The following is an 18,880-nucleotide window of genomic DNA, read 5'->3' on the forward strand; positions in this document are numbered from 1 at the left end:
AAACTTCAGATTTTTGATAAAGATGAGACATTCCAAGTGCCAAAACAGATGCAGGCATATTTATAGGATTAATAAAACTTAAAGTAAGACCCGTTGCCAATACAATTTTGTTAATAATTCCAGCCGAATTTTGATAATTTTTTATTAACTTTTCTTTGTATTGTTCAGCTTCTATAGCCTCAAGTTGATGTTGCAAGTTCTCATTATTATCTTGGAGGTGTCTTACTTCGTTCGTGAGGCGGGTAATTTGTTGGTTTAATTTTCCTTCGAGTCTTACAAAGATTTGCATACATCTGATAAATACATTATTCATAATCTCAAACCTATCTTCTAAAGGAAGGCTGAAGTCTTGCAAGAAATTATTCATTTGTTGCATGGCAGTTGATGTATTTTGTACAGCTAATTGTTGATCCAGTGTATGAGGAATCATAATTGCTCTTCTTAACTTATCAATGACTTTTATTGTTTATCATCAAATATGCATACTATTTAAATAGTAATCTGTAAACAGTTTCAATTAAGAACACTAATAAATAAAATTGCTGTTGTCAACAATAATAATTCTTTAATGTTTCTTTTGAAAAACCACGCAATAATTTGAATAGAAAATAAATCAAAAAAAGATAAGATCTAGTATATCGCTAGATATATTTTTAAGAATAGAAAGGAATAAAAAAATGAGAATTTTATTGAGCCACTTTTCTTGCTATTATTCTTCTTTGTTTAAAGGACATTTTTTATTTTTAACTAAACGTCAGAAAACGATCATAGCAATTGCCATAGGCGTCTTTAGTTGTTTCGCAGCGGGCTATTTACTGTATCAAGTAATCAATAAAAGAAAAATAAGGCCTTTGTCAAGCAATGCTGATTCTTTAAATAGAGAACCAAATTTTGGAAAACCCTTAAGCCTATCGGTCGAAGAGCAAAGAGGAAATCTTCCGATAATAGATCCTGCGTTAATCCATAGAATTAATTCTCTGATCTCAGCATTTCCTCCGATGGGAAATGAAAGAGCCGAACAAACAATAGAGGAAGAGGTCGACTATACAGGTGTTCCAGTAGATACAACACTGCTTTCCCAGTATTGGAATATCGCTTATAAAAATGCTTTTTCACTAGAGGAAGCAGATATTATTCTTATGGGTGAAGATCACAAAATTTTAGCCTATAAACATTTAGAGATTGCAATCATCAATCAATTTGGAAAAGACAATGATGTCTTACTTGTGGAAGGGATAGAGTATCAAGAAGAGGCGCAAAATTTCAGCCGGATCTATTCTAAGCGTAGCTACGATTTAATTTCAAAAAATATACGCATGTTTGGTTTTGAGGAAAATTTATTAGATTTGATTGAAAGTTTAAATATGCTTAAAGAATTGGAGAGAAAAGCTATTATCTTAAAAACAAATGTAGAGTTAAAAAAAAGATCTGAGTTGCCATTGGATGTCACATTTTCAGAAAAAGCGATGCACGAAGGAGTCTGTTTATTGGAGAAATTATTTCTATTAACGGATAAGCGCAACGAATTTCTAATTACTTCCATTAATCGGCTGTTAGATCGATATCCTGGCAGCAAGTTATTTGTCATTGCTGGTAGCCACCATATAGTAAGTCCCGCTTTTAACTTGATCGACCATTTACCTCCAAATTTAAAGTATGCCATATTAACTTATAAAAATTAAGTTTAAAAGTTTCCGACAAATTTAATTGAAGGATTAGATGACAACTTTAAATCCTTGTTCATAAATTGGCCCCCCTTTACCAATGGGAAGTTTTCCTAAGAAAAAATCACGATAAACTTTTAAGCCTTGCTCAGCTTTTTGAATGCAATAGTAACAATTACTGATCCATTCAGATCCTTGGATTGTTCCTGAATGAAGATTGCACTCAAATCGAGAGCTCAGCTTTTGTTGCCAATAAGCAGGTTCTCCAAAAAGAAGAATGGGTGTGGAGTTGACCGATCCCACTTTTCTTCTCACTTCTTCAAGAGAAAATTCAAAGTCAGTTCCGATTCCACCCATTAAAAAAATAGGAAAGTCTAGATGAAAATCAGCCTGTCTTTCCACTAGTTTATCAAGCCGGTAAGTCATTTTAGCTTCGACAAAAGGGTTTTGAAGCTGTTCATTAACAACAGATCCATCTTTAGTTCTAAAATCGGCGATATTAGCACATGATAGAATATGCAGATCTTTTGCGACCCTGTTGCCAACTTCCATCGCTCCAGGCCCTCCACCCGTGACTAATGCTAAAGGGGTGTTTTTATGGAGTAAAGGGTGTTGCATTTCCGTACGCATTGCTAAAACTCCAGCTAGCAAGCAATGAAGCTCCTGTTCAAAGTCCCCAGCTAATAAATTTGAGCCATAAATCCCAAAAACAGTAGATTTTAAAAATGTATCTACATGAGCTAAAGGAACAAAAAAACCTGTATCGCGATCTGGTTTTTGAAGGTATTGCAAAATTTGTCCCGTCGCTTCATCTACCCAAAAAACGGGAATAGCGAATTTTTCAAGGTCATGCAGAAGAGCTCTATCTTCTGCAGAAAAAAAATCTTTATGGGATAAGGAGGGGTATTGGAAGTAAATTCCTTTTAAACATCTTTGAACTTGATCGCTTAGCAACATCCTTTTCATTAAGGGAGAAGGGAAGTAACGAGTTAATAGAATTCCCTGGCTCGTAATCAAACCGCTGTCAATTGCTTTAAGAAATGGGTAAGAGGGCTGTTGTTCAATATAACGTTCGACCATTAAAGCTTGACGAGTTCCATGAAAAGCTCCTGGAAATTCGTGGGTTCTTGTTTCTCTTGTAATCCAATCTGATTCTTTTAAAGATTTTAGTTGTTGCCCTTTTACAATAAATACGGCTGCTCTATTTTCAACAGGTTGGGGAGCAGTCGAAAAAGCTTCAAACAGAGTTTTGCTGTCTTCCAAACACGTTTGTAGTTGATCTCTATCTGAAAAAAAAACATGCTCACGGTAAGGTTCTAAAGTATAAAATTCTAACGGAATATCGGTGATTTCTCTTTTACTACTTCCAAATAATTCATAAATATCTCCAGAGGCAAATGTATCAGGTTGAAGAATAGAGGCCGAAGTGTGATGATAACCTGGTGATAAAAGATTATCGACAACTCTAGCAAATACTGTACGAATATGGAGCGGCAATGTGCGGACAAGCAAAATTTCATCTTCAGAAACGTTGCGAGTCATCATTGGATTCCATTCTTGATGTAAACGTAACATGTCGCGCATTTTAGTGTTTGTTACAAGAGCTTTTGCCAAAGTCGGAAGGAATCCTGTAATTGAAGGATCGTAAGTAACGCGTCCATTTTGAAGAGTTAAATAAACTATTGTTCGTCCATCTAATTTATCCAAAATAAGGTCATTGCTTCCATGCAAACCTCCTAAAGATAAAAGGGGCTTACCTCTTCTATCAGATCGCCCAAACATTCGACTTAAATAATCCGGATCTCTCACACGGCGTCTTTCATCAGCCGCAAATAATTTTCCGAGTGAACTTCCTATTTCTAATAATTTTAACATTTCAATTGCAATAGGACCGATCGCATTGAGTTTAGTATGGACTTGAGCACATAAGTTCTTTTTGTCTAATTCAAAATTTAATCCAATTCCATCCAAACCTAATTGTGCAAGTGTGCTTTTAATATTAAACAAAATCAAATGGGGGTCGATCTGGAAACCGACAAAATGCGGAGAGATATTTTGGATAAATACTGTTGCTTCAGCAGTTTTTTCATTGATTCGGTTAAGGTTTGTGATTGAGCCATCAGGAGTAGCCAAATCGTAATGATAGAAGTCAATATTACTTTCCATAGCCATTTCATGTTTTTTTATTCATTTTGATTAGAGGGGGTTTTATCTGAGCTGTCCATAACATTTAAATTAAAACAACTTTTTGTCAATTCATTGTTTTTTAACATTCTATTTAATTTTCTTGCCCAACTAAATTTTTTATTTTTGTTCCTATTTTGTATGCCTATAAAAGCTTAAAGTCTGCTTCCAAGCTTTTTAAAAATGTGGGGTAGTTGTTTATACCTTTAATAAAAAAATAAATTTACATAGGCAGGTGAAAGTGTAAAGCTAATGAATTAGGAACTATTGTAAATAGAAGTGAGTTTAAAGCTTTTATTTTAAGCAGTTTGATTCCTAAATTCATAGGGGATGATAATGGAAAGTTCAAGATTGAAAAGAAGTTGCTATTGCTGTTGGTTTGTTCATAAAGATAAAAAAAGAAGTCTTAATGCAGAGACTTGAACAAGTTTTTAGGAAAGGATAGATAGAGCTTTTTTCTAAAATATTATTCTGCCATAATTATTTTTTATGTTTTTTTATGGTCTTTATCTGCTGTGAATTTTAATTAGAAAAATTTTCGAGATAGGCTTAAGTGAGATAATATGCAGAAAAACCCAAGAAGCTGTGGCACGCATGATGGAACATTTCATGCAGATGAAGTTACCGCATGTGCTTTGTTAATGCTTTTTGATTTGATTGATGAAAATAAGATCATTCGCACACGTGATTTACAAATTTTAAATACATGCGAATATATTTGTGATGTAGGAGGTATTTATGATCCTTCTCAAAAACATTTTGATCATCATCAAGTAGATTATCAAGGGCCTATGAGTAGTGCGGGAATGATTCTCAAATATTTAAAGAATCTTGAACGATTGAAACCCAATGAATACGAGCTTTTTAATGCATCTTTAGTCATGGGAATAGACGCTCATGATAATGGAAGAGATCCTTTGATTCCTGGATATTGCTCAATTTCTCACATTGTTTCTAATTTCACACCTATTCATTACGATTGTGCTCATGAAGAGCAGGATCAAGCTTTTCATAAAGCTCTAAAATTTGTTTATGAACATTTAGATCGCTTATGGGAACGATTTAAATATACTCAATCTTGCCGTGAAATTATTGCTGAATGCATGAATAAATCAAAAGAATGTTTAATGTTTGATCAAAATTTGCCTTGGCTTGAAATTTTTTTTGAGTTGAAAGGAGAAGAGCATCCAGCATTATTTGTAATTATGCCTTCAGGTCCTCATTGGAAGTTAAGAGGAATTCCTCCTTCTTACCAAGATCGAATGAAGGTTCGTTTACCACAACCCAAAGAATGGGCTGGGTTATTAGAGGAAGACCTAAAAAGAGTTTCGGGTATTCCGGGTGCAGTTTTTTGCCATAAAGGGCGTTTTATATCGGTTTGGGAAACAAAAGAAGATGCATTGAAAGCTTTAGATTATACCTTAAAGTATACTTAGGAGATTTTAATTGATGACGACAGTATTCGGAAAAATTATTAAAGGCGAGCTTTCAGCGGAAAAAATTTTTGAAAATGAACGCATTATTGTCATCAAAGATCTTTATCCAGTCGCTCCAGTCCACTTACTTATTATTCCCAAAAAAGAAATTTCGAATTTACAGTCTATCCAACAAGAAGATCTTGAACTCGTGAGCGAAATCGTAGTCATTGCTCAGCAACTTGCCAAGCAATTTAATATTGAAGAAGGGTATCGGTTGGTCACAAATAATGGAGCGATGGCTGGGCAGGTTATTTTTCATTTGCATTTCCATTTAATTGGAGGGCGTCAATTAGGAAGCTTGGGATAACTTTTTCAAAAATCTATCCATTTGGATGATTTCCGAATTATTTTAATTTGGGTTTAAATATAAAAAAGTTTAGAAACTATTATGATCTTACCTATTAACTTAGAGCGATCTCAAACAGCTTTGTTGATCATTGATATGCAAGATAAGATATTTGCGACAGTTGATCTTGGAGCAGATGTATTGAAAGCTATTTTTAAAGCGATCAAAGGTTTTCAAGCACTTCAAATCCCGATTTTTATTTCTGAGCAATATCCTCAAGGGTTAGGAGAAACTTTAATGGATTTGAAATCTCTTCTCAGAGACCAATATTCTCCATGGGTGAAAACGACTTTTTCTTGTTTGGATGACCCTATTATAAAAAAATATATCGAAAAATCTTACATTCAACAATGGGTCATTGTCGGTCTTGAAGCTCATATTTGTATTTTGCAAACAGCTAAAGGGCTTTTGCAAGCTGGAAAGCAAGTCATTGTTCTAAACGATGCGATTGCATCTCGTTCTATCTATAATTTTTCTACTGCAATTGCCGAAATGAGAGATTTGGGAATTCGAATTAGTAGTTCCGAAACAATTCTTTTTGAGTTGTTAAAAGATTCCAAACAACCCGAATTTAAATCAATTAGTCAAATGATTAAGTCTTGTGAATGTTAATGCTCAGATCTATTTTGTTAACTTTTTTGGTTCTTTATTTCTTGCAGATTTTCGGAGCTGAAAAAGAGGAAATTCAGAAGGTCGTTCGCCGTATTGAAGCTCATCTGCATATTCAAGATACCCCTTCCGCTTACTTTGAAGCTAAACAAGCGATAGCTTCTTATTCTAGTTCTCAAAGCGTTCATGAAGTTTATATTAAAGCAACAGCGCGTTCTGGTTACGAAAAAGAAATGCTTTGTGCTTGGCAAAACTATTTTAAGCAATTTCCAAATCAAATGGAAAATCGAGAATTAATAGAAGAAATGGCTTGGGGGATTTTAGGCAAGGCCGCTCAATCTCATTCATTAATTACTCGACACCTTGCTTTATTGGCAGCTTTTTTCTGTAAGGATACTAAAGGAGTAGAAATACTTTTTCAGGGAATGCAAGATTCAAATTATGCGATCAGAGCCTTTGCTGTGAAATTGGCCAGCCATTTACACGATGACAAATTAATAAAATCAGTTAAGGAACTTTTTCGAAATGAGAAAGTTAGGTTAGTTAAACATGAGGTGATCAAAGCAATTGGGAAAATGAAAATACTAGAATTAAAAGAAGAGTTAGAATTTTTAATTAGTTCAGGGCAAAGTCTTTCCGAAGAAAAAGCCTTAGCTATCGAGTCTCTAGTTGCTTTGTTGAATTCTTTAAAAAGAGAAGAAGTCGTTCGTTTAATTCAAAGCGATCGAGTCGGTTTGCGTTTAGTGGCTTGTCAGGCTATTGCTCATTTTCAATCTCAACGGGATGTCGACCAATTGTTAATTTTAACAAATGATTATCATCCCCAGGTGAAAATGGCTAGCTATCAAGCAATGGGCTTGCTTAAGTCGAAAGAGCAAAATGATAGTATTATAGAAGCTGCTCGAAAGGGAGTAAAAGATGATCATTTTAAAGTTGCATTGTCTGCTGCCTGGCTATTATTGCTCTATCATCCAAACGAAGCTAAAGAAGTTTTTCAATATTACTTATTAAGCGATAAACCCGAAGTCCGTTTGACGGCTTCAGCTGCTTTAGCTTTAGCAGGTAGAGCAGGTATAGATTTGGCTTCGCAATTTCTTGAAAATCATCAAGATCCCTATATCCGTCTCAATCTTGCTTGTGGACTAGTCAAACAAAGATGTTGTTTGAAACAAGCTGCTCAAGTTATCAAGCAAGTCTTGCTTTCGCAAAAAGATAAGTTTTGTGAAATTGAATGTGGAATATTTAAATCGATTGCAGGTTGTCATTATAGTCGATCTGAAAAAATAACAGAAAATCCAGAAATGAATAATCAGCTTCTTCGTTTAGAGTTATTCAATATCCTATCGATCTTAAAAGAACCTAATACACAAAATGCGATACGAGAATTTTTATCAGAAAGAAACTGGGGCATTACAGGTGCCGCTGCCGCCCTACTTTTAACAGAAGGTGATGAAGAATCTATTGAAGTGGTATTGGAACTTCTTAAAGACCCCTGTACCAAAGTACGAATACAGGCCGCTCTAGTTTTATCAATATGGTCACACGAAGAAGATCCTATTCATGTTTTACAGGAAGAGTATTTAAATAGTGATCGGGAAACAAAAGCAAAAATCTTAGAGGGCATTGGACGGATTGGATCTATGAAATCTATTCCTTTTTTAATTGAAATTTTAAAAGAACCTTCTCAAACGTTACGCTTAATTGCAGCAATGGCATTAATTCAATCCCTGAATAACTAAATTAATTCTAGTGCATTTAACATCCCTAGGGGAAATTTAAATGAATATCCGTTTATGGCATTTTGAAACCCTTACTTATTATTTACTAGAGGAATTTCCTATTCAGCAAAATACATAAATTATAAAATCATTTATCGATACTCTTATCTTTATTCTATTTTGTTGAAAAAAAGTTAGTTAAAAGATGCCCTTCTATTCAGATTATTATAAATATGAAAAATATCTTGATCGTCACTTGTACGTTCCTTTTCATTTTGTTTGTTTGGGAATTTTTTAGTTATTTTAATCCGAATTTGATTTGGGTATTACCTCCACCTTCTCAAATATTTAATCAATTAATAGAAAAACCGGATTGTTTTCTCTTTCACACCGGTGTAACTCTCAAAGAGATTTTAGGAGGATTCGCCCTTGCATTTAGCGTGGCTTTCCCCCTTGCTTGGATCATGGATCATTTTTCGATTGCTCGCAATTTCTTACAGCCATTTTTTGTGATTATACAATGTATTCCTATGTTTACCTTAGCCCCTATCATGATTATGTGGTTTGGCTGGAGCTACATTGCTATTGCTATACCCACTGCTTTAATGATTTTTTTCCCGCTGACAATTACCCTTTTTCAAGGTTTACGTTCAGTTCCTAAAGAATTGACTGATTATTTTATGATTAATCATGCAACTCATTGGCAGATATTTTGCAAATTAAAATTGCCTTGGTCTCTTCCTCATCTATTTAGTGGGTTGCGACTATCAGCTGCTATTGCAGGAATAGCGGCTATCGCAGGTGAATGGGCAGGAGCCCAAAATGGGTTAGGTGTTTTAATGGTTGAGAGTAGAAGAGACATGGATTTAGCAACAAATTTTGCAGCCCTGTTTTGTCTGACATTGCTTAGCTATTTGATCTATTCTATAATTCTTTTGATAGAGTATTTTATTTTAAAAAAAAGATTTTTTAAAATTTTGAAAGCGCACTTTACCTATTCTAGGTTAACTTATTCTATTGTGTTTGTGTTTTTTGTGGGGTGTGGAATTTTGATGGGATGCCATCGACAAGCTTCTTCCAAACCTCCTGTTAGACTTGTTTTAGATTGGTTACCAAATCCTAATCATATTCCTTTTTATGTGGGTATCCATAAAGGTTTTTTTCAAGAACATCACATTAACATTTCGATTAAGAAAATGCAGGAGCCTGGCCATGCTACATCTTATTTATTATTAGACCAGTGTGAATTGGCGTTAGCCTATATGCCTCATACTATCCGTGTCGAACAAAAAAAAGGTGAGGTTGAGCCGATTGGAATTCTTATTCAAGAACCTTTAAATGCTTTGATTGTTCGTGAGGGAGAAGAAATTCATGATTTAACCGATTTGAATGGAAAAATGCTTGGGTTTTGTACGGGTGGTAAAGAAGCTGCAAGTTTAAATAAGCTATTAGCAAATGCTTCTATAGCAGTAAAAGGGTGTCTAAATGTTAATTGTGATTTGATTACCCCATTTAGAACTAAAAATGTAGATGTTATTTATGGAGCTTACTGGAATATTGAAACTGAACATTTAAAAAGCCTGGGTATACGCACACGTTATTTTAAGCTAACGGAACTTGGAATGCCCACTTATTATGAATTGATTGTTTTAGCTAAAACTAAAACAATTTATACAGAAGACGAATTTGTTCAATTGTTTAAAAAAGGGTTACAAAAAAGTATTAACTATTCTAGATTACATCCAAACGAAGCTTTTGAAATCTATGCCCTTTATCAGCAGAATAAAAGTATACAGACACTTGCGTGGGAAAGAGAAGCTTGGAAAAAAACCATTCCTGTTTTAGCTGAGCAGCAAGAGATTTCTCCCATGATATGGAATACTTTTCAGGAGTGGTTAAGGATTAATCAATTATTATAAGATTGTTTGGTTGGAATTTTATGGAATTTGAAAAAAAATTAATTGAAGTTCAACAACAATTAAAAGAAGAAGAGATCAATGGTTGGTTGCTTTATGATTTTAGGCATAGTAATTCTCTAGCTTATATTTTTTTAGAGATCCCTGCTTCAAAAATACTTACCAGGCGTTTTTTCTATTGGATTCCGAGCTCAGGAGAACCCATCAAAATCGTTCCTCAAATTGAACCCCATACTCTGGATCATTTACCGGGAATAAAATGGATTTACAAAAGTTGGCAGGAACTAGAAAGCCAGGTGTTTTCTCTGAAACTAGAAAATCATAAAATTGCTATGGAATATTCTCCTTTTAATGCTTTGCCTACTCTTTCGAAAGTGGATGCAGGCACAATAGATTTCATGCGAAAAAATGGAGTAGAAATTGTTAGTTCGGCAAATTTTATTCAACGTTATACCTGTGTTTGGAATCCTCAACAACTTCAAAGTCATTTAGAGGCAGCTGAAATATTGAGCTTAATTGTAGCCCAAACTTGGAATTTTATTGAGAAAAAATTAATTACTAGCCAAGCCGTTGATGAATACCAAGTTCAGCAATTTATGCTAAAACTTATGATCGAACACAATTGTGTGACAGTAGATCCTCCCACATGCGCTATCAATGCTAATTCTGCTGATCCCCACTACAGCCCTAAAAAAGGTCGGGCATTGTCTATTCGACCTGGAGACTTCATCTTATTAGATCTTTGGTGCAAAAAAAATCAACCAAACTCTGTTTATGCAGATATTACAAGAGTTGGTGTGGCTGCAAAAAATGCACAAGAAAAACAAAAACATATTTTTAATCTTGTAAAAGAATCTCGAGATCGAGCAACTCTTTTTATTAAAGAAAATTATGAAGCAGGCCTTTCTATTCAGGGTTGGCAAGTTGATCAACTGTGTAGAGATGTGCTAAATGAAAAAGGGTATGGTGAATATTTTATTCATCGAACTGGGCACAATATCGGACAAGACGTTCATGGACCTGGAGCTAACTTAGACAATTTTGAAACTCGAGATTTTCGGCAGCTAATTCCCGGAACTTGCTTCTCAATTGAACCTGGCATTTATCTTCCTCACGAGTTTGGCGTTCGTTTAGAATACGATGTGTATCTCTCTTTTGAAAAGAAAATACAAATCACTGGCGGAATTCAAGAAGAATTAGTTTGCCTAAATTTATGATAACAAGGAAAAGTCTAAGAATGAGTTATGAGTTATAGGAGCAAAAAATGAAAGTACCTCTTTTTTCATTTAAAATGAGTCGCTTAGCTTTAATTATATTTTGGCTTATCATTGGGTTAATATTTTTAGGAATTTATGCTTTTGATTCTTCTTTATTTAATAAGATGAGACAGGCGTCTTATCAAGGTACTCCTTACATTAATTTGCCTAGTGGCCCTTAATCAGTAACGACAAGTAAGCACTAGCTATTAAAATTGGTGCTTAAACAATAATTAAGGTGCTGTCTTAATTCGCTTTGTAAATAATTCATTTTAGTAAAATCACTTTTAATATCAGTTGAGAGAATCCAATCTTTTTGTATGTGTTGGTGAGCTAATAAGAAAAGACGATCTGATAAAGAAATAGCGTCTCTAAAATCATGCGTAACAAGTAAAATTGTTGTTCCATATTTATCTCTAATCTCATGCAACAAACTATAAAGGTGCTCTCTTAAGCCAGTATCTAAAGCTCCAAATGGTTCATCTAGGAGTAGAATAGGTTTTTTTAGCAATAATGCGCGTGCTAAAGAGGCGCGTTGTCTCATTCCGCCGGAGAGTTGTTCTGGATAATAATGAATAAATTTTTTTAAGCCCATCTCTGTCAATAACTTTAAAGCATCTTCTTTGACTTCTTGCAGATTGGTAGATTTAGGCCCAAGTTCAGAAATTAATATAACATTTTCTAAGACTGTTCGCCAGGGAAGAAGCAAATCTTGTTGGGTCATATAAGCAAAATATTCGTAAGCTTGAGAATGGTCCATGGCATAAAATGCTCCTTCTTGAAGAGGTAGCAATCCGACCAAAAGTTTAAATAAAGTTGACTTTCCAGAACCTGAAGCACCAATAAGTGTTCCAATTTCTCCTTGTTTTAAAGTTAATGTAACATTTTTTAAAAGAGAATGATTAGGATAAGAGAAAGATATATTTTTAATAATCAAACACATAATAGGTAAAATGGGAGGATGAAATTTTCAGGTTATCACAGCTTTTTGTTCCTTTTTATTTGAAATCAATTCTACTTTTATGCTTGTGAGAGAGCTTGTTTTTTGAAAAACACAGGGGTTTGTTAAGCGATTGATTCAAAATGCATGTTTTAAGAGTTGCCGGCATAAGAGATAAAATTCTATAATCATTCGGATATTATACACAAATTTCATTGTGTCATGCCATTCAATTAATAAATTATTTTAGATTTTTCTATTTGAACCCAGCTAATTGGAAGAATTACGTTAAAGCAAGGTATATCAATCCAAGCAAAAGTTTAGCAAAAATTGAATGTTAAAAGAAGAATTAAAAGTTCAGATTAAAGTAAAATCCATCATCAATCACTTTGAAAATAATAGGAGCGCAAGTGGAAGACAAGGAAACGAATCCTGAAAAAGGAAGTTTGATTTCTGCAATATTCTTAGTAGCAGGAACATGCATTGGTGGAGGAATGTTAGCACTTCCTGTGTCAACAGGAATAAGCGGATTTATTCCTTCAACAATTGTGATGGGATGCTGTTGGATTGCGATGACTTTGTCAGCATTATTGTTATTAGAAGTGAATTTATGGATGAAGGAAGGCGCGCATGTGATTACTATGTCTTCCACCATTTTAGGTCCGGTAGGCCGTGTGATCAGTTGGATTCTCTTTTTATTTATCTCTTATGCATCTATTGTGGCTTATACATCTGCTGGAGGATCGTTGGTTAGAGATGTAGCCCCTTCTTTATTGGGAATGTCTATTTCGAAAGAATGGGGATGCTTAATTTTTATCGTTTGCTTTGGAGGAATTATTTACTTTGGAAGTCGTATTGTGGGAAAAGTAAATGCGATTTTTTTTGTTGCGATGATTGTGGCTTATTTAGCTTTAATCAGTACTGGATTGTCTGAAGTGAAATTAGAAATGCTTGGACATCGTCGTTGGTCGACATCATTTTTAGCGATTCCTATTTTATTAACGACATTTAGTTTTCAAACAATGTTACCTAGTTTGACTCCTTATCTAAAAAGGAATGCGACAGCATTACGTTGGGCTATTATTGGAGGAACAACTTTAACTTTTTTTGTTTATTTGATTTGGCAGTTTTTAGTTCTTGGAGTCATTCCTCTTTTTGGACCTCATAGTCTTTTAAAAGCTTTGGAAGTAGGTGAACCTGTAACTCAATTCGTTCGACAACATGTGCAAAGCTCTTGGGTTTCTAGTTTGGCCGAATATTTTGGATTTTTTGCTCTTGTTACTTCTTTTTTAGGAATAGCTTTAGGTTTGCTCGATTTTCTGTCTGATGGTTTAAAAATAAAAAAGCAAGGGGTAGGGAAGGTTGTTTTAGGTTTATTGGTCGTAATTCCCACATTTATTTTTTCTGCCTATTTTGAACGGATTTTCTTGCTTGCTTTAGATACTTCCGGAGGGTTTGGTGATTCTATTTTAAATGGAATTATGCCTGTATTAATGGTTTGGATTGGCCGCTATTATCTTCATTTTCCCAATGAAAATCGCGTTCCTGGTGGAAAACCGTTACTTTTATTTGTCTTCGCTTTCTTTTTGACTTCACTAATTATTGAAATTTTAATTCATACAGGATTTATTTGTTCCATTTTTGAAGCTTGTCAAATCATGTTAAATCAACAACAATACGGTATTAGCTTTTAATAAAGGATGGTTATTTATGGGACTTGGTCTTGCTTTCAAAGCATTTATAAAAGCGTTTAAAGATCCTCAAAAAACAGAAGAATTTTTAAAAGACAACTCTTTTACATCAATTGAAATGTTGGATCAATCTCATATTCGATTGTTAAATTATCTTCAACAAGCAAGGCTAATCGATTTTTTAAAAGAAGACATCACTCCCTTCACTGATGCACAAGTAGGGGCTGCTGTTCGTAAAATTCATCAAGACTGTTCTCAATCGCTTGAAGAATTGATGACCATTCGTCCACTAAGAGACGAAACAGAAGGAACAACGGTACAAATTCCAAAAGGATATGATTCTTCTGAAATCAAATTGGTTGGTAAAGTTAGAGGAGAAGCTCCTTATACAGGTGTTGTCGTTCATCGAGGGTGGAAAGCGCTTAAACGTTCCTTGCCAAAAAAAACTGGTGAAACGATAACAGATATCATCTGCCCAGCAGAAATAGAAGTAAAATGATTTGTTTTAAGGAATAAGCATGAAAGAAGAAGCTACATATATTATTGGAATTGATTTCGGAACAACGAATTGTACATTAGCTTACGCGCCCCTAAAAAATAATAATATGTTGCCTGTCATTCAACAAAGTGAGTTAACGCAAATTGTTTCTGAACAGACAGTAAAAAATTCTTTCTCACTTCCTTCTTTCATTTACTACCCATTAGCCGAAGAACTTTCACAAAACGTGGCAGCTATAAATTGGGATTTAGCTTCTTCCTTTACAATTGGCATATTTGCTAAAGAAAGGGGAGCGGAACTACCTACTAGATTGGTATCATCAGCAAAATCTTGGTTATGTCACAATGCAATTGATCGGAGACAAGCAGTTTTACCTTTTGAATCGGAAGAATTGATAAATAAAATAAGCCCTTTAGATGCTTGTGCAAAAATCTTCCAACATCTTCGTCAATCTTGGGATTTGAATCAACCCAATGCTCCTTTTATCAGTCAGAATATTTTTATTACTGTTCCGGCTTCTTTTGATCCGAGTGCTAGACAATTCGTTCAAGAGGCAGCTGAGTTAGCGGGTTATCCAGACATCATTTTATTAGAAGAGCCGCAAGCTGCTTTTTATGCCTGGCTATATGCTCATGCTAATGATTGGAGAAACTTATTTAAAGTTAATGAGATAATTTTAGTCATTGATATTGGAGGAGGGACAACAGACTTTAGCTTAATTAAAGTAGAAGAAGAGAATGGGAATTTAGCTTTAAGAAGATTGGCTGTAGGATCTCATTTACTTTTGGGGGGAGATAATATCGATCTTAGTTTGGCTTATCTTGCCAAACAAAAGCTAGAAGAAGAAGGCTATACTATTGATCATTGGCAGCTCCAAAGTCTTATTTACCAAGCTAGAGCTGCTAAAGAATTATTAATGAATGAAAACCCTCCTGAAAAAGTCGAAATGACAATCCTTGGGAGAGGAAGTAAGTTAATAGGGAATACTCTTACAACACAATTATCTCAGCAAGAAGTTGAAAAATTCATTTTGGAAGGATTTATTCCTCTCGTTAATCCGGATGAAAAATCACAACAGGAGCGTCATTTAGGAATTCAGCAGATTGGTCTACCTTATGTTCAAGATCCACGGATATCTTGCCAATTGGCAAAATTTTTATCGATGACAGGTGAGTCAGAGTCGGCCAACATGGATCAATTTATTCTTCCCTCAAAAGTATTGTTTAATGGTGGAACTTTGAAGGCAAAAAAGTTGCGAGATCAGCTTTTAAAATTGCTTAATCAATGGGCTAAAAAACTTAATAAACCCTCAGTCACTGAAATTCTCGGTGCAGACTACGATTATGCAGTTAGCAAAGGGGCAGTTTATTATGGTTTAGCTCGGCTTGGGCATACGATTCGTATTCGTGGTGGAACAAGTCGTAGTTATTTCATTGGAGTTGAGGAAGCAGTTCCGGCTGTCCCAGGAATTAGCCCTCCTTTAAGAGCTATCTGTATCGTTCCGTTTGGAATGGAAGAAGGTGAGGAACGAGAGTTAGACCAACAAGAATTTTCTCTAGTTTTAGGAGAAATGGCAACTTTTCGATTTTTTAGTCATGTAACACCCCAACTATCCAACGGGACTGAACCAGTAGCTGGAACTATTGTTCGAAATTGGAAACAAGAACTTACTGAGCTTCATCCCATTGAAACAGTATTAAATAAAACAGAAGAAGATGGAAAAATGATTCGTGTGAGATTGAAATCTAAAATCACTGAACTTGGGGTTCTTGAGCTTTGGTGTGTAGCTTCAGATGAAAGAAAATGGAAACTTGAATTTGATATTCGAGACCATAAAAATCAAAACTCAGCTTAAATTGGCAACTAAGAAATGCAAAAATATAAGTGAAACAAACGAGTTATTTCATTGGTGCCCCTAATGAATTTCTCAAATGAGTAAGGTAGATAGAAGTATACTGACGATTTGATAATCTATGTTTATTTTACTGACAAATTGTTTGACAATTCGTTCATTTTTAGGCTCTTTTTCATTTAATTCTTGGCCTATTAAAATTTTAGAGATCGATTCTACCCATTTGATTAAGCTAATCAACAGTCATTAAAAACTCTTCAGCATTTGACAATACGGGCACGAAAAAAATTTTAAGAATGAAGCTGTTTGTAAAACAGCTCGGATTTTGAAAAATCGTGGAAAACATTATGATTCAGTTGATAAATTGTAATTCAATAGCTAATCCTTAAAAGGATGTTGCCACCTCTTTTTAATTCTCTTCCATACAAATTGGATTTCATTGGTTAATTATAATCATAATTATTTTATGTAATTAATTTTTTAAAATTTTAAGTTTAACTAAATATTAACCAATAGTTTTTTCAAGATTTATTAACCATTTTAAAGCATCTTGTTTCATGCGAAGATACATGCTATAAAGGCCATTAGCGCGATTTGGAGTCAAACTAGCACTAATTCCTAATTCGTCTAAATAAGTAGGAGGGCACTTTAATACTGTCTCAGGTGTTTCCCCACTATAGACCTTTACAAGTAAGGCAGCTAACCCCGCGGAAATTAAAGCATCAGACTCTGCCCGAAAAAAAATTTGCCCATTGACCAGCGAAGATGATAAATACATTTGACTTTGGCAGCCTTTAACAAGATTTGTAGGAACTTTCTCCAAGTCTGTTAAATTGGCTTGTTGACGCCCGAATTCAATAATTTTTTGATAACGATCTTCTGGTGTTGAACACGTGGAGAATAGTTCTTTAATTTGGCTTTGTTTATTTAAACAGGTCTGGAACATAAAACTCTAATTTTTAATTTATTGTGTTTGTTAATTTTATTTTAATCCATTATCGCTTTTAATAGGAGAATAAATTTTAAGCGTGATGGGTAAAAATTTATTATCTAAATTTTGGCTGCTGGTAGAGGTAATGCATCAAATTCTTGTAGTTCTTTTTGGATTTTGGACAAGGTAATATCAAGAGTGAGTTTACTGTATTCTCCAAAATTACCTACCCCTTGAAGTTCATTTTGAGAGTTTGTTTCAAAAGTAAGGCTTTTCGCTTTTTGCTTTAATTCCTCAAGTTTATCAAAAAGTTTTTTTTGAGCTGCGCTTATTGCTAGCGTTTTGGTTGTATCTGGTTTAATTTTATGACTTGCATTCATAAGGCCAGCTTCTCTAATAAATAGAGGCCCAAAAGTTGTGCTAGCTTCTTGTAAAGCTTGATGAACTTCCCCTAAAATAGAAACTAAATTTTCATAGCTATTTTTATTAGCTGGGTCCCTTGCAATTAAATTATTATGTCCGTTGATTAATGAACCAGGATTTTCAGGATTACGAAAAGCATATTTTTCTGACCATGCCGCTGTATAAGCATTTCCAATTCCTTGTTGAACTTCCTGTTTTGTTTTGTATTTTTCTAGAAAAGCGTGGCTAGCAGTTTTTGTATTAGAAGCATTTAATAAATTTTGCATGTCGTAAATAATGCGACGTATTTCGTTTAAAAGTGGTTTATTTTTTTCTAATTTAAAACTCGCCAACTCATTTTTTGCGCTTTGAAGTTCTTTCAATTGTTCTTTAAAGATTTTTTCTCTACTGGAAATTGTTGCTTTTGTTGCATCTATTTCTCCTTTTGAAGCTCCATGATTAAGCATTTTATCTAAATCTTCCCGAGCTTGTTCTAAAAGAAGTAAATTTTTAGCATAATCAGAAAGAGTAAATTGAATTTTTGTTAATTTTTCTTGGAGTTTTTGATTAGAAATTGTATGCAATTTAGATTTATCTTTTTTTATTGTTTTTACTTTTGTTTTTATCGCTTCTATAAATCCATTTTTCCTTGTTACCCCTTCTTTTTTCGCTGTTTTAACTTTACCTTTTGCCGCTGCTTTAACTTCAGCTTGTTGGAGTGCGTCCAATTTGCTTTGACTAAATTGGCCGCCAACCATTACTTTATTAGCTCCGTACTTATTAATGGCATCTAATTGGTCTGAAGTAAATTGAGATAGATAAGGATGTGGAGGCGGGGTAAATTCCTTTTGAATAGGTTGCTTTGTATATGTGTTTACTCCGATTTGGGCTTCAGCTATATCAGCATTTTGCTTAGATAATTTGTTTTGCATAATAGATTGTATATCTTGATAAAGCTCTTTAGTATTTGCTTCTTCATGAGTCATGTTTTTGTCGTTAATTTGAATACCTTGTTGATCAATTTTAGCGCCTTGAAACTCTTCGCTAATTAAATTTTTAGCAAATATCATATAAGCAACTCTTGTCGCAATTTGCGTCATTGTATCTGCATCTAAAGGATGGTCACTGTTGACATTAATAAGAGAGACAGCGAATTTGCGTCCATTGGCATCAATAACTCCTTTATTAGATTCTTTATCGATATTGACCTTAATTCCTCGACTTTCCAATGTTTGAGTTATCTTGTCAATTTGAGAATATGGGGATGACAAAGGTAGATTAGAATTCATACTTTATAATCCTTTTCTTGTAGTTTGTTAATTATTAAATTTACTTTATAATAATTAATTATAGTATTATTTTTAATTTTAATTAAACATATACAATTAATTAAC

The 18,880-nt window shown here is 34.1% G+C and carries 16 protein-coding genes; 11 read left to right on the top strand and 5 right to left on the bottom strand.

The window, feature by feature from the left end; all coding sequences use genetic code 11:
• A partial coding sequence (locus BU804_RS02650; protein ID WP_075882869.1) for a hypothetical protein occupies nt 1-430 on the bottom strand: 430 nt, incomplete at its 3' end.
• 247 nt (nt 431-677) lie between these two features.
• On the opposite strand from BU804_RS02650, the gene BU804_RS02655 reads away from it, so the two are divergent.
• On the top strand, nt 678-1,682 hold the full coding sequence (locus BU804_RS02655; RefSeq protein ID WP_075882870.1) for a hypothetical protein: 1,005 nt from the start codon (nt 678-680) through the stop codon (nt 1,680-1,682).
• 33 nt (nt 1,683-1,715) lie between these two features.
• On the opposite strand, the gene BU804_RS02660 is transcribed toward BU804_RS02655, so the two are convergent.
• Nucleotides 1,716-3,830 (bottom strand): LOG family protein, encoded by a 2,115-nt coding sequence (locus tag BU804_RS02660; RefSeq protein ID WP_075882883.1) that lies wholly within the window; start codon nt 3,828-3,830, stop codon nt 1,716-1,718.
• A 581-nt stretch (nt 3,831-4,411) separates the two neighbouring features.
• Between BU804_RS02660 and BU804_RS02665 the strand changes: the two genes are divergently transcribed.
• The 7 genes from BU804_RS02665 (at nt 4,412) to BU804_RS13155 (ending at nt 11,353) form a co-directional block, all read left to right on the top strand.
• Complete coding sequence (locus BU804_RS02665) at nt 4,412-5,284, top strand: MYG1 family protein (protein ID WP_075882871.1); 873 nt, start codon at nt 4,412-4,414, stop codon at nt 5,282-5,284.
• Nucleotides 5,285-5,297: 13 nt separating this feature from the next.
• A complete protein-coding gene (locus BU804_RS02670; RefSeq protein WP_075882872.1) occupies nt 5,298-5,633 on the top strand; it encodes a histidine triad nucleotide-binding protein in 336 nt (111 codons plus the stop codon).
• An 81-nt stretch (nt 5,634-5,714) separates the two neighbouring features.
• Nucleotides 5,715-6,284 (top strand): isochorismatase family protein, encoded by a 570-nt coding sequence (locus BU804_RS02675; protein ID WP_075882873.1) that lies wholly within the window; start codon nt 5,715-5,717, stop codon nt 6,282-6,284.
• Nucleotides 6,284-8,020 carry a HEAT repeat domain-containing protein gene (locus tag BU804_RS02680; protein WP_158025001.1) on the top strand — a complete coding sequence of 579 codons (1,737 nt, stop codon included), beginning with the start codon at nt 6,284-6,286 and terminating at the stop codon, nt 8,018-8,020. Before BU804_RS02675 ends, BU804_RS02680 begins: the two co-directional genes overlap by 1 nt.
• A 212-nt stretch (nt 8,021-8,232) precedes the next feature.
• On the top strand, nt 8,233-9,918 hold the full coding sequence (locus BU804_RS02685; protein WP_075882875.1) for an ABC transporter substrate-binding protein: 1,686 nt from the start codon (nt 8,233-8,235) through the stop codon (nt 9,916-9,918).
• A 20-nt stretch (nt 9,919-9,938) separates the two neighbouring features.
• Entirely contained in the window at nt 9,939-11,132 is a 1,194-nt protein-coding gene (locus BU804_RS02690; RefSeq protein ID WP_075882876.1) for a M24 family metallopeptidase, read from the top strand.
• A 47-nt stretch (nt 11,133-11,179) separates the two neighbouring features.
• On the top strand, nt 11,180-11,353 hold the full coding sequence (locus tag BU804_RS13155) for a hypothetical protein (protein WP_158025002.1): 174 nt from the start codon (nt 11,180-11,182) through the stop codon (nt 11,351-11,353).
• Nucleotides 11,354-11,373: 20 nt separating this feature from the next.
• Here the strand turns inward: BU804_RS13155 and BU804_RS02695 are convergent, their stop codons facing one another.
• A complete protein-coding gene (locus BU804_RS02695; RefSeq protein WP_075882877.1) occupies nt 11,374-12,114 on the bottom strand; it encodes an ABC transporter ATP-binding protein in 741 nt (246 codons plus the stop codon).
• 407 nt (nt 12,115-12,521) lie between these two features.
• Between BU804_RS02695 and BU804_RS02700 the strand changes: the two genes are divergently transcribed.
• From BU804_RS02700 to BU804_RS02710, 3 genes are read left to right on the top strand one after another with little or no spacing between them, the layout of a single operon-like run.
• Nucleotides 12,522-13,805: an amino acid permease gene (locus BU804_RS02700; RefSeq protein WP_075882878.1), complete on the top strand. Its 1,284-nt coding sequence runs from the start codon at nt 12,522-12,524 to the stop codon at nt 13,803-13,805.
• A 16-nt stretch (nt 13,806-13,821) separates the two neighbouring features.
• Entirely contained in the window at nt 13,822-14,301 is a 480-nt protein-coding gene (locus BU804_RS02705) for a DUF2760 domain-containing protein (RefSeq protein WP_075882879.1), read from the top strand.
• 19 nt (nt 14,302-14,320) lie between these two features.
• A complete protein-coding gene (locus BU804_RS02710) occupies nt 14,321-16,156 on the top strand; it encodes an Hsp70 family protein (protein ID WP_075882880.1) in 1,836 nt (611 codons plus the stop codon).
• A gap of 502 nt (nt 16,157-16,658) precedes the next feature.
• Here BU804_RS02710 and BU804_RS02715 read toward each other — a convergent pair.
• Both BU804_RS02715 and BU804_RS02720 read right to left on the bottom strand, forming a co-directional pair.
• Complete coding sequence (locus BU804_RS02715; RefSeq protein ID WP_075882881.1) at nt 16,659-17,099, bottom strand: SufE family protein; 441 nt, start codon at nt 17,097-17,099, stop codon at nt 16,659-16,661.
• Nucleotides 17,100-17,203: 104 nt separating this feature from the next.
• Nucleotides 17,204-18,775 (bottom strand): hypothetical protein, encoded by a 1,572-nt coding sequence (locus tag BU804_RS02720; protein WP_075882882.1) that lies wholly within the window; start codon nt 18,773-18,775, stop codon nt 17,204-17,206.
• Nucleotides 18,776-18,880 lie beyond the last annotated feature (105 nt).

Origin of the sequence: Candidatus Protochlamydia sp. W-9 (genome assembly GCF_001950615.1) — a bacterium.
GTDB classification, from domain to species: Bacteria; Chlamydiota; Chlamydiia; order Chlamydiales; family Parachlamydiaceae; genus Protochlamydia; species Protochlamydia amoebophila.

Coding starts and splice junctions, on each gene's coding strand:
- BU804_RS02655 (WP_075882870.1), top strand. CDS start 678: ATGAGAATTTTATTGAGCCACTTTTCTTGCTATTATTCTTCTTTGTTT.
- BU804_RS02660 (WP_075882883.1), bottom strand. CDS start 3,830: ATGGAAAGTAATATTGACTTCTATCATTACGATTTGGCTACTCCTGAT.
- BU804_RS02665 (WP_075882871.1), top strand. CDS start 4,412: ATGCAGAAAAACCCAAGAAGCTGTGGCACGCATGATGGAACATTTCAT.
- BU804_RS02670 (WP_075882872.1), top strand. CDS start 5,298: ATGACGACAGTATTCGGAAAAATTATTAAAGGCGAGCTTTCAGCGGAA.
- BU804_RS02675 (WP_075882873.1), top strand. CDS start 5,715: ATGATCTTACCTATTAACTTAGAGCGATCTCAAACAGCTTTGTTGATC.
- BU804_RS02680 (WP_158025001.1), top strand. CDS start 6,284: ATGCTCAGATCTATTTTGTTAACTTTTTTGGTTCTTTATTTCTTGCAG.
- BU804_RS02685 (WP_075882875.1), top strand. CDS start 8,233: ATGAAAAATATCTTGATCGTCACTTGTACGTTCCTTTTCATTTTGTTT.
- BU804_RS02690 (WP_075882876.1), top strand. CDS start 9,939: ATGGAATTTGAAAAAAAATTAATTGAAGTTCAACAACAATTAAAAGAA.
- BU804_RS13155 (WP_158025002.1), top strand. CDS start 11,180: ATGAAAGTACCTCTTTTTTCATTTAAAATGAGTCGCTTAGCTTTAATT.
- BU804_RS02695 (WP_075882877.1), bottom strand. CDS start 12,114: ATGTGTTTGATTATTAAAAATATATCTTTCTCTTATCCTAATCATTCT.
- BU804_RS02705 (WP_075882879.1), top strand. CDS start 13,822: ATGGGACTTGGTCTTGCTTTCAAAGCATTTATAAAAGCGTTTAAAGAT.
- BU804_RS02710 (WP_075882880.1), top strand. CDS start 14,321: ATGAAAGAAGAAGCTACATATATTATTGGAATTGATTTCGGAACAACG.
- BU804_RS02715 (WP_075882881.1), bottom strand. CDS start 17,099: ATGTTCCAGACCTGTTTAAATAAACAAAGCCAAATTAAAGAACTATTC.
- BU804_RS02720 (WP_075882882.1), bottom strand. CDS start 18,775: ATGAATTCTAATCTACCTTTGTCATCCCCATATTCTCAAATTGACAAG.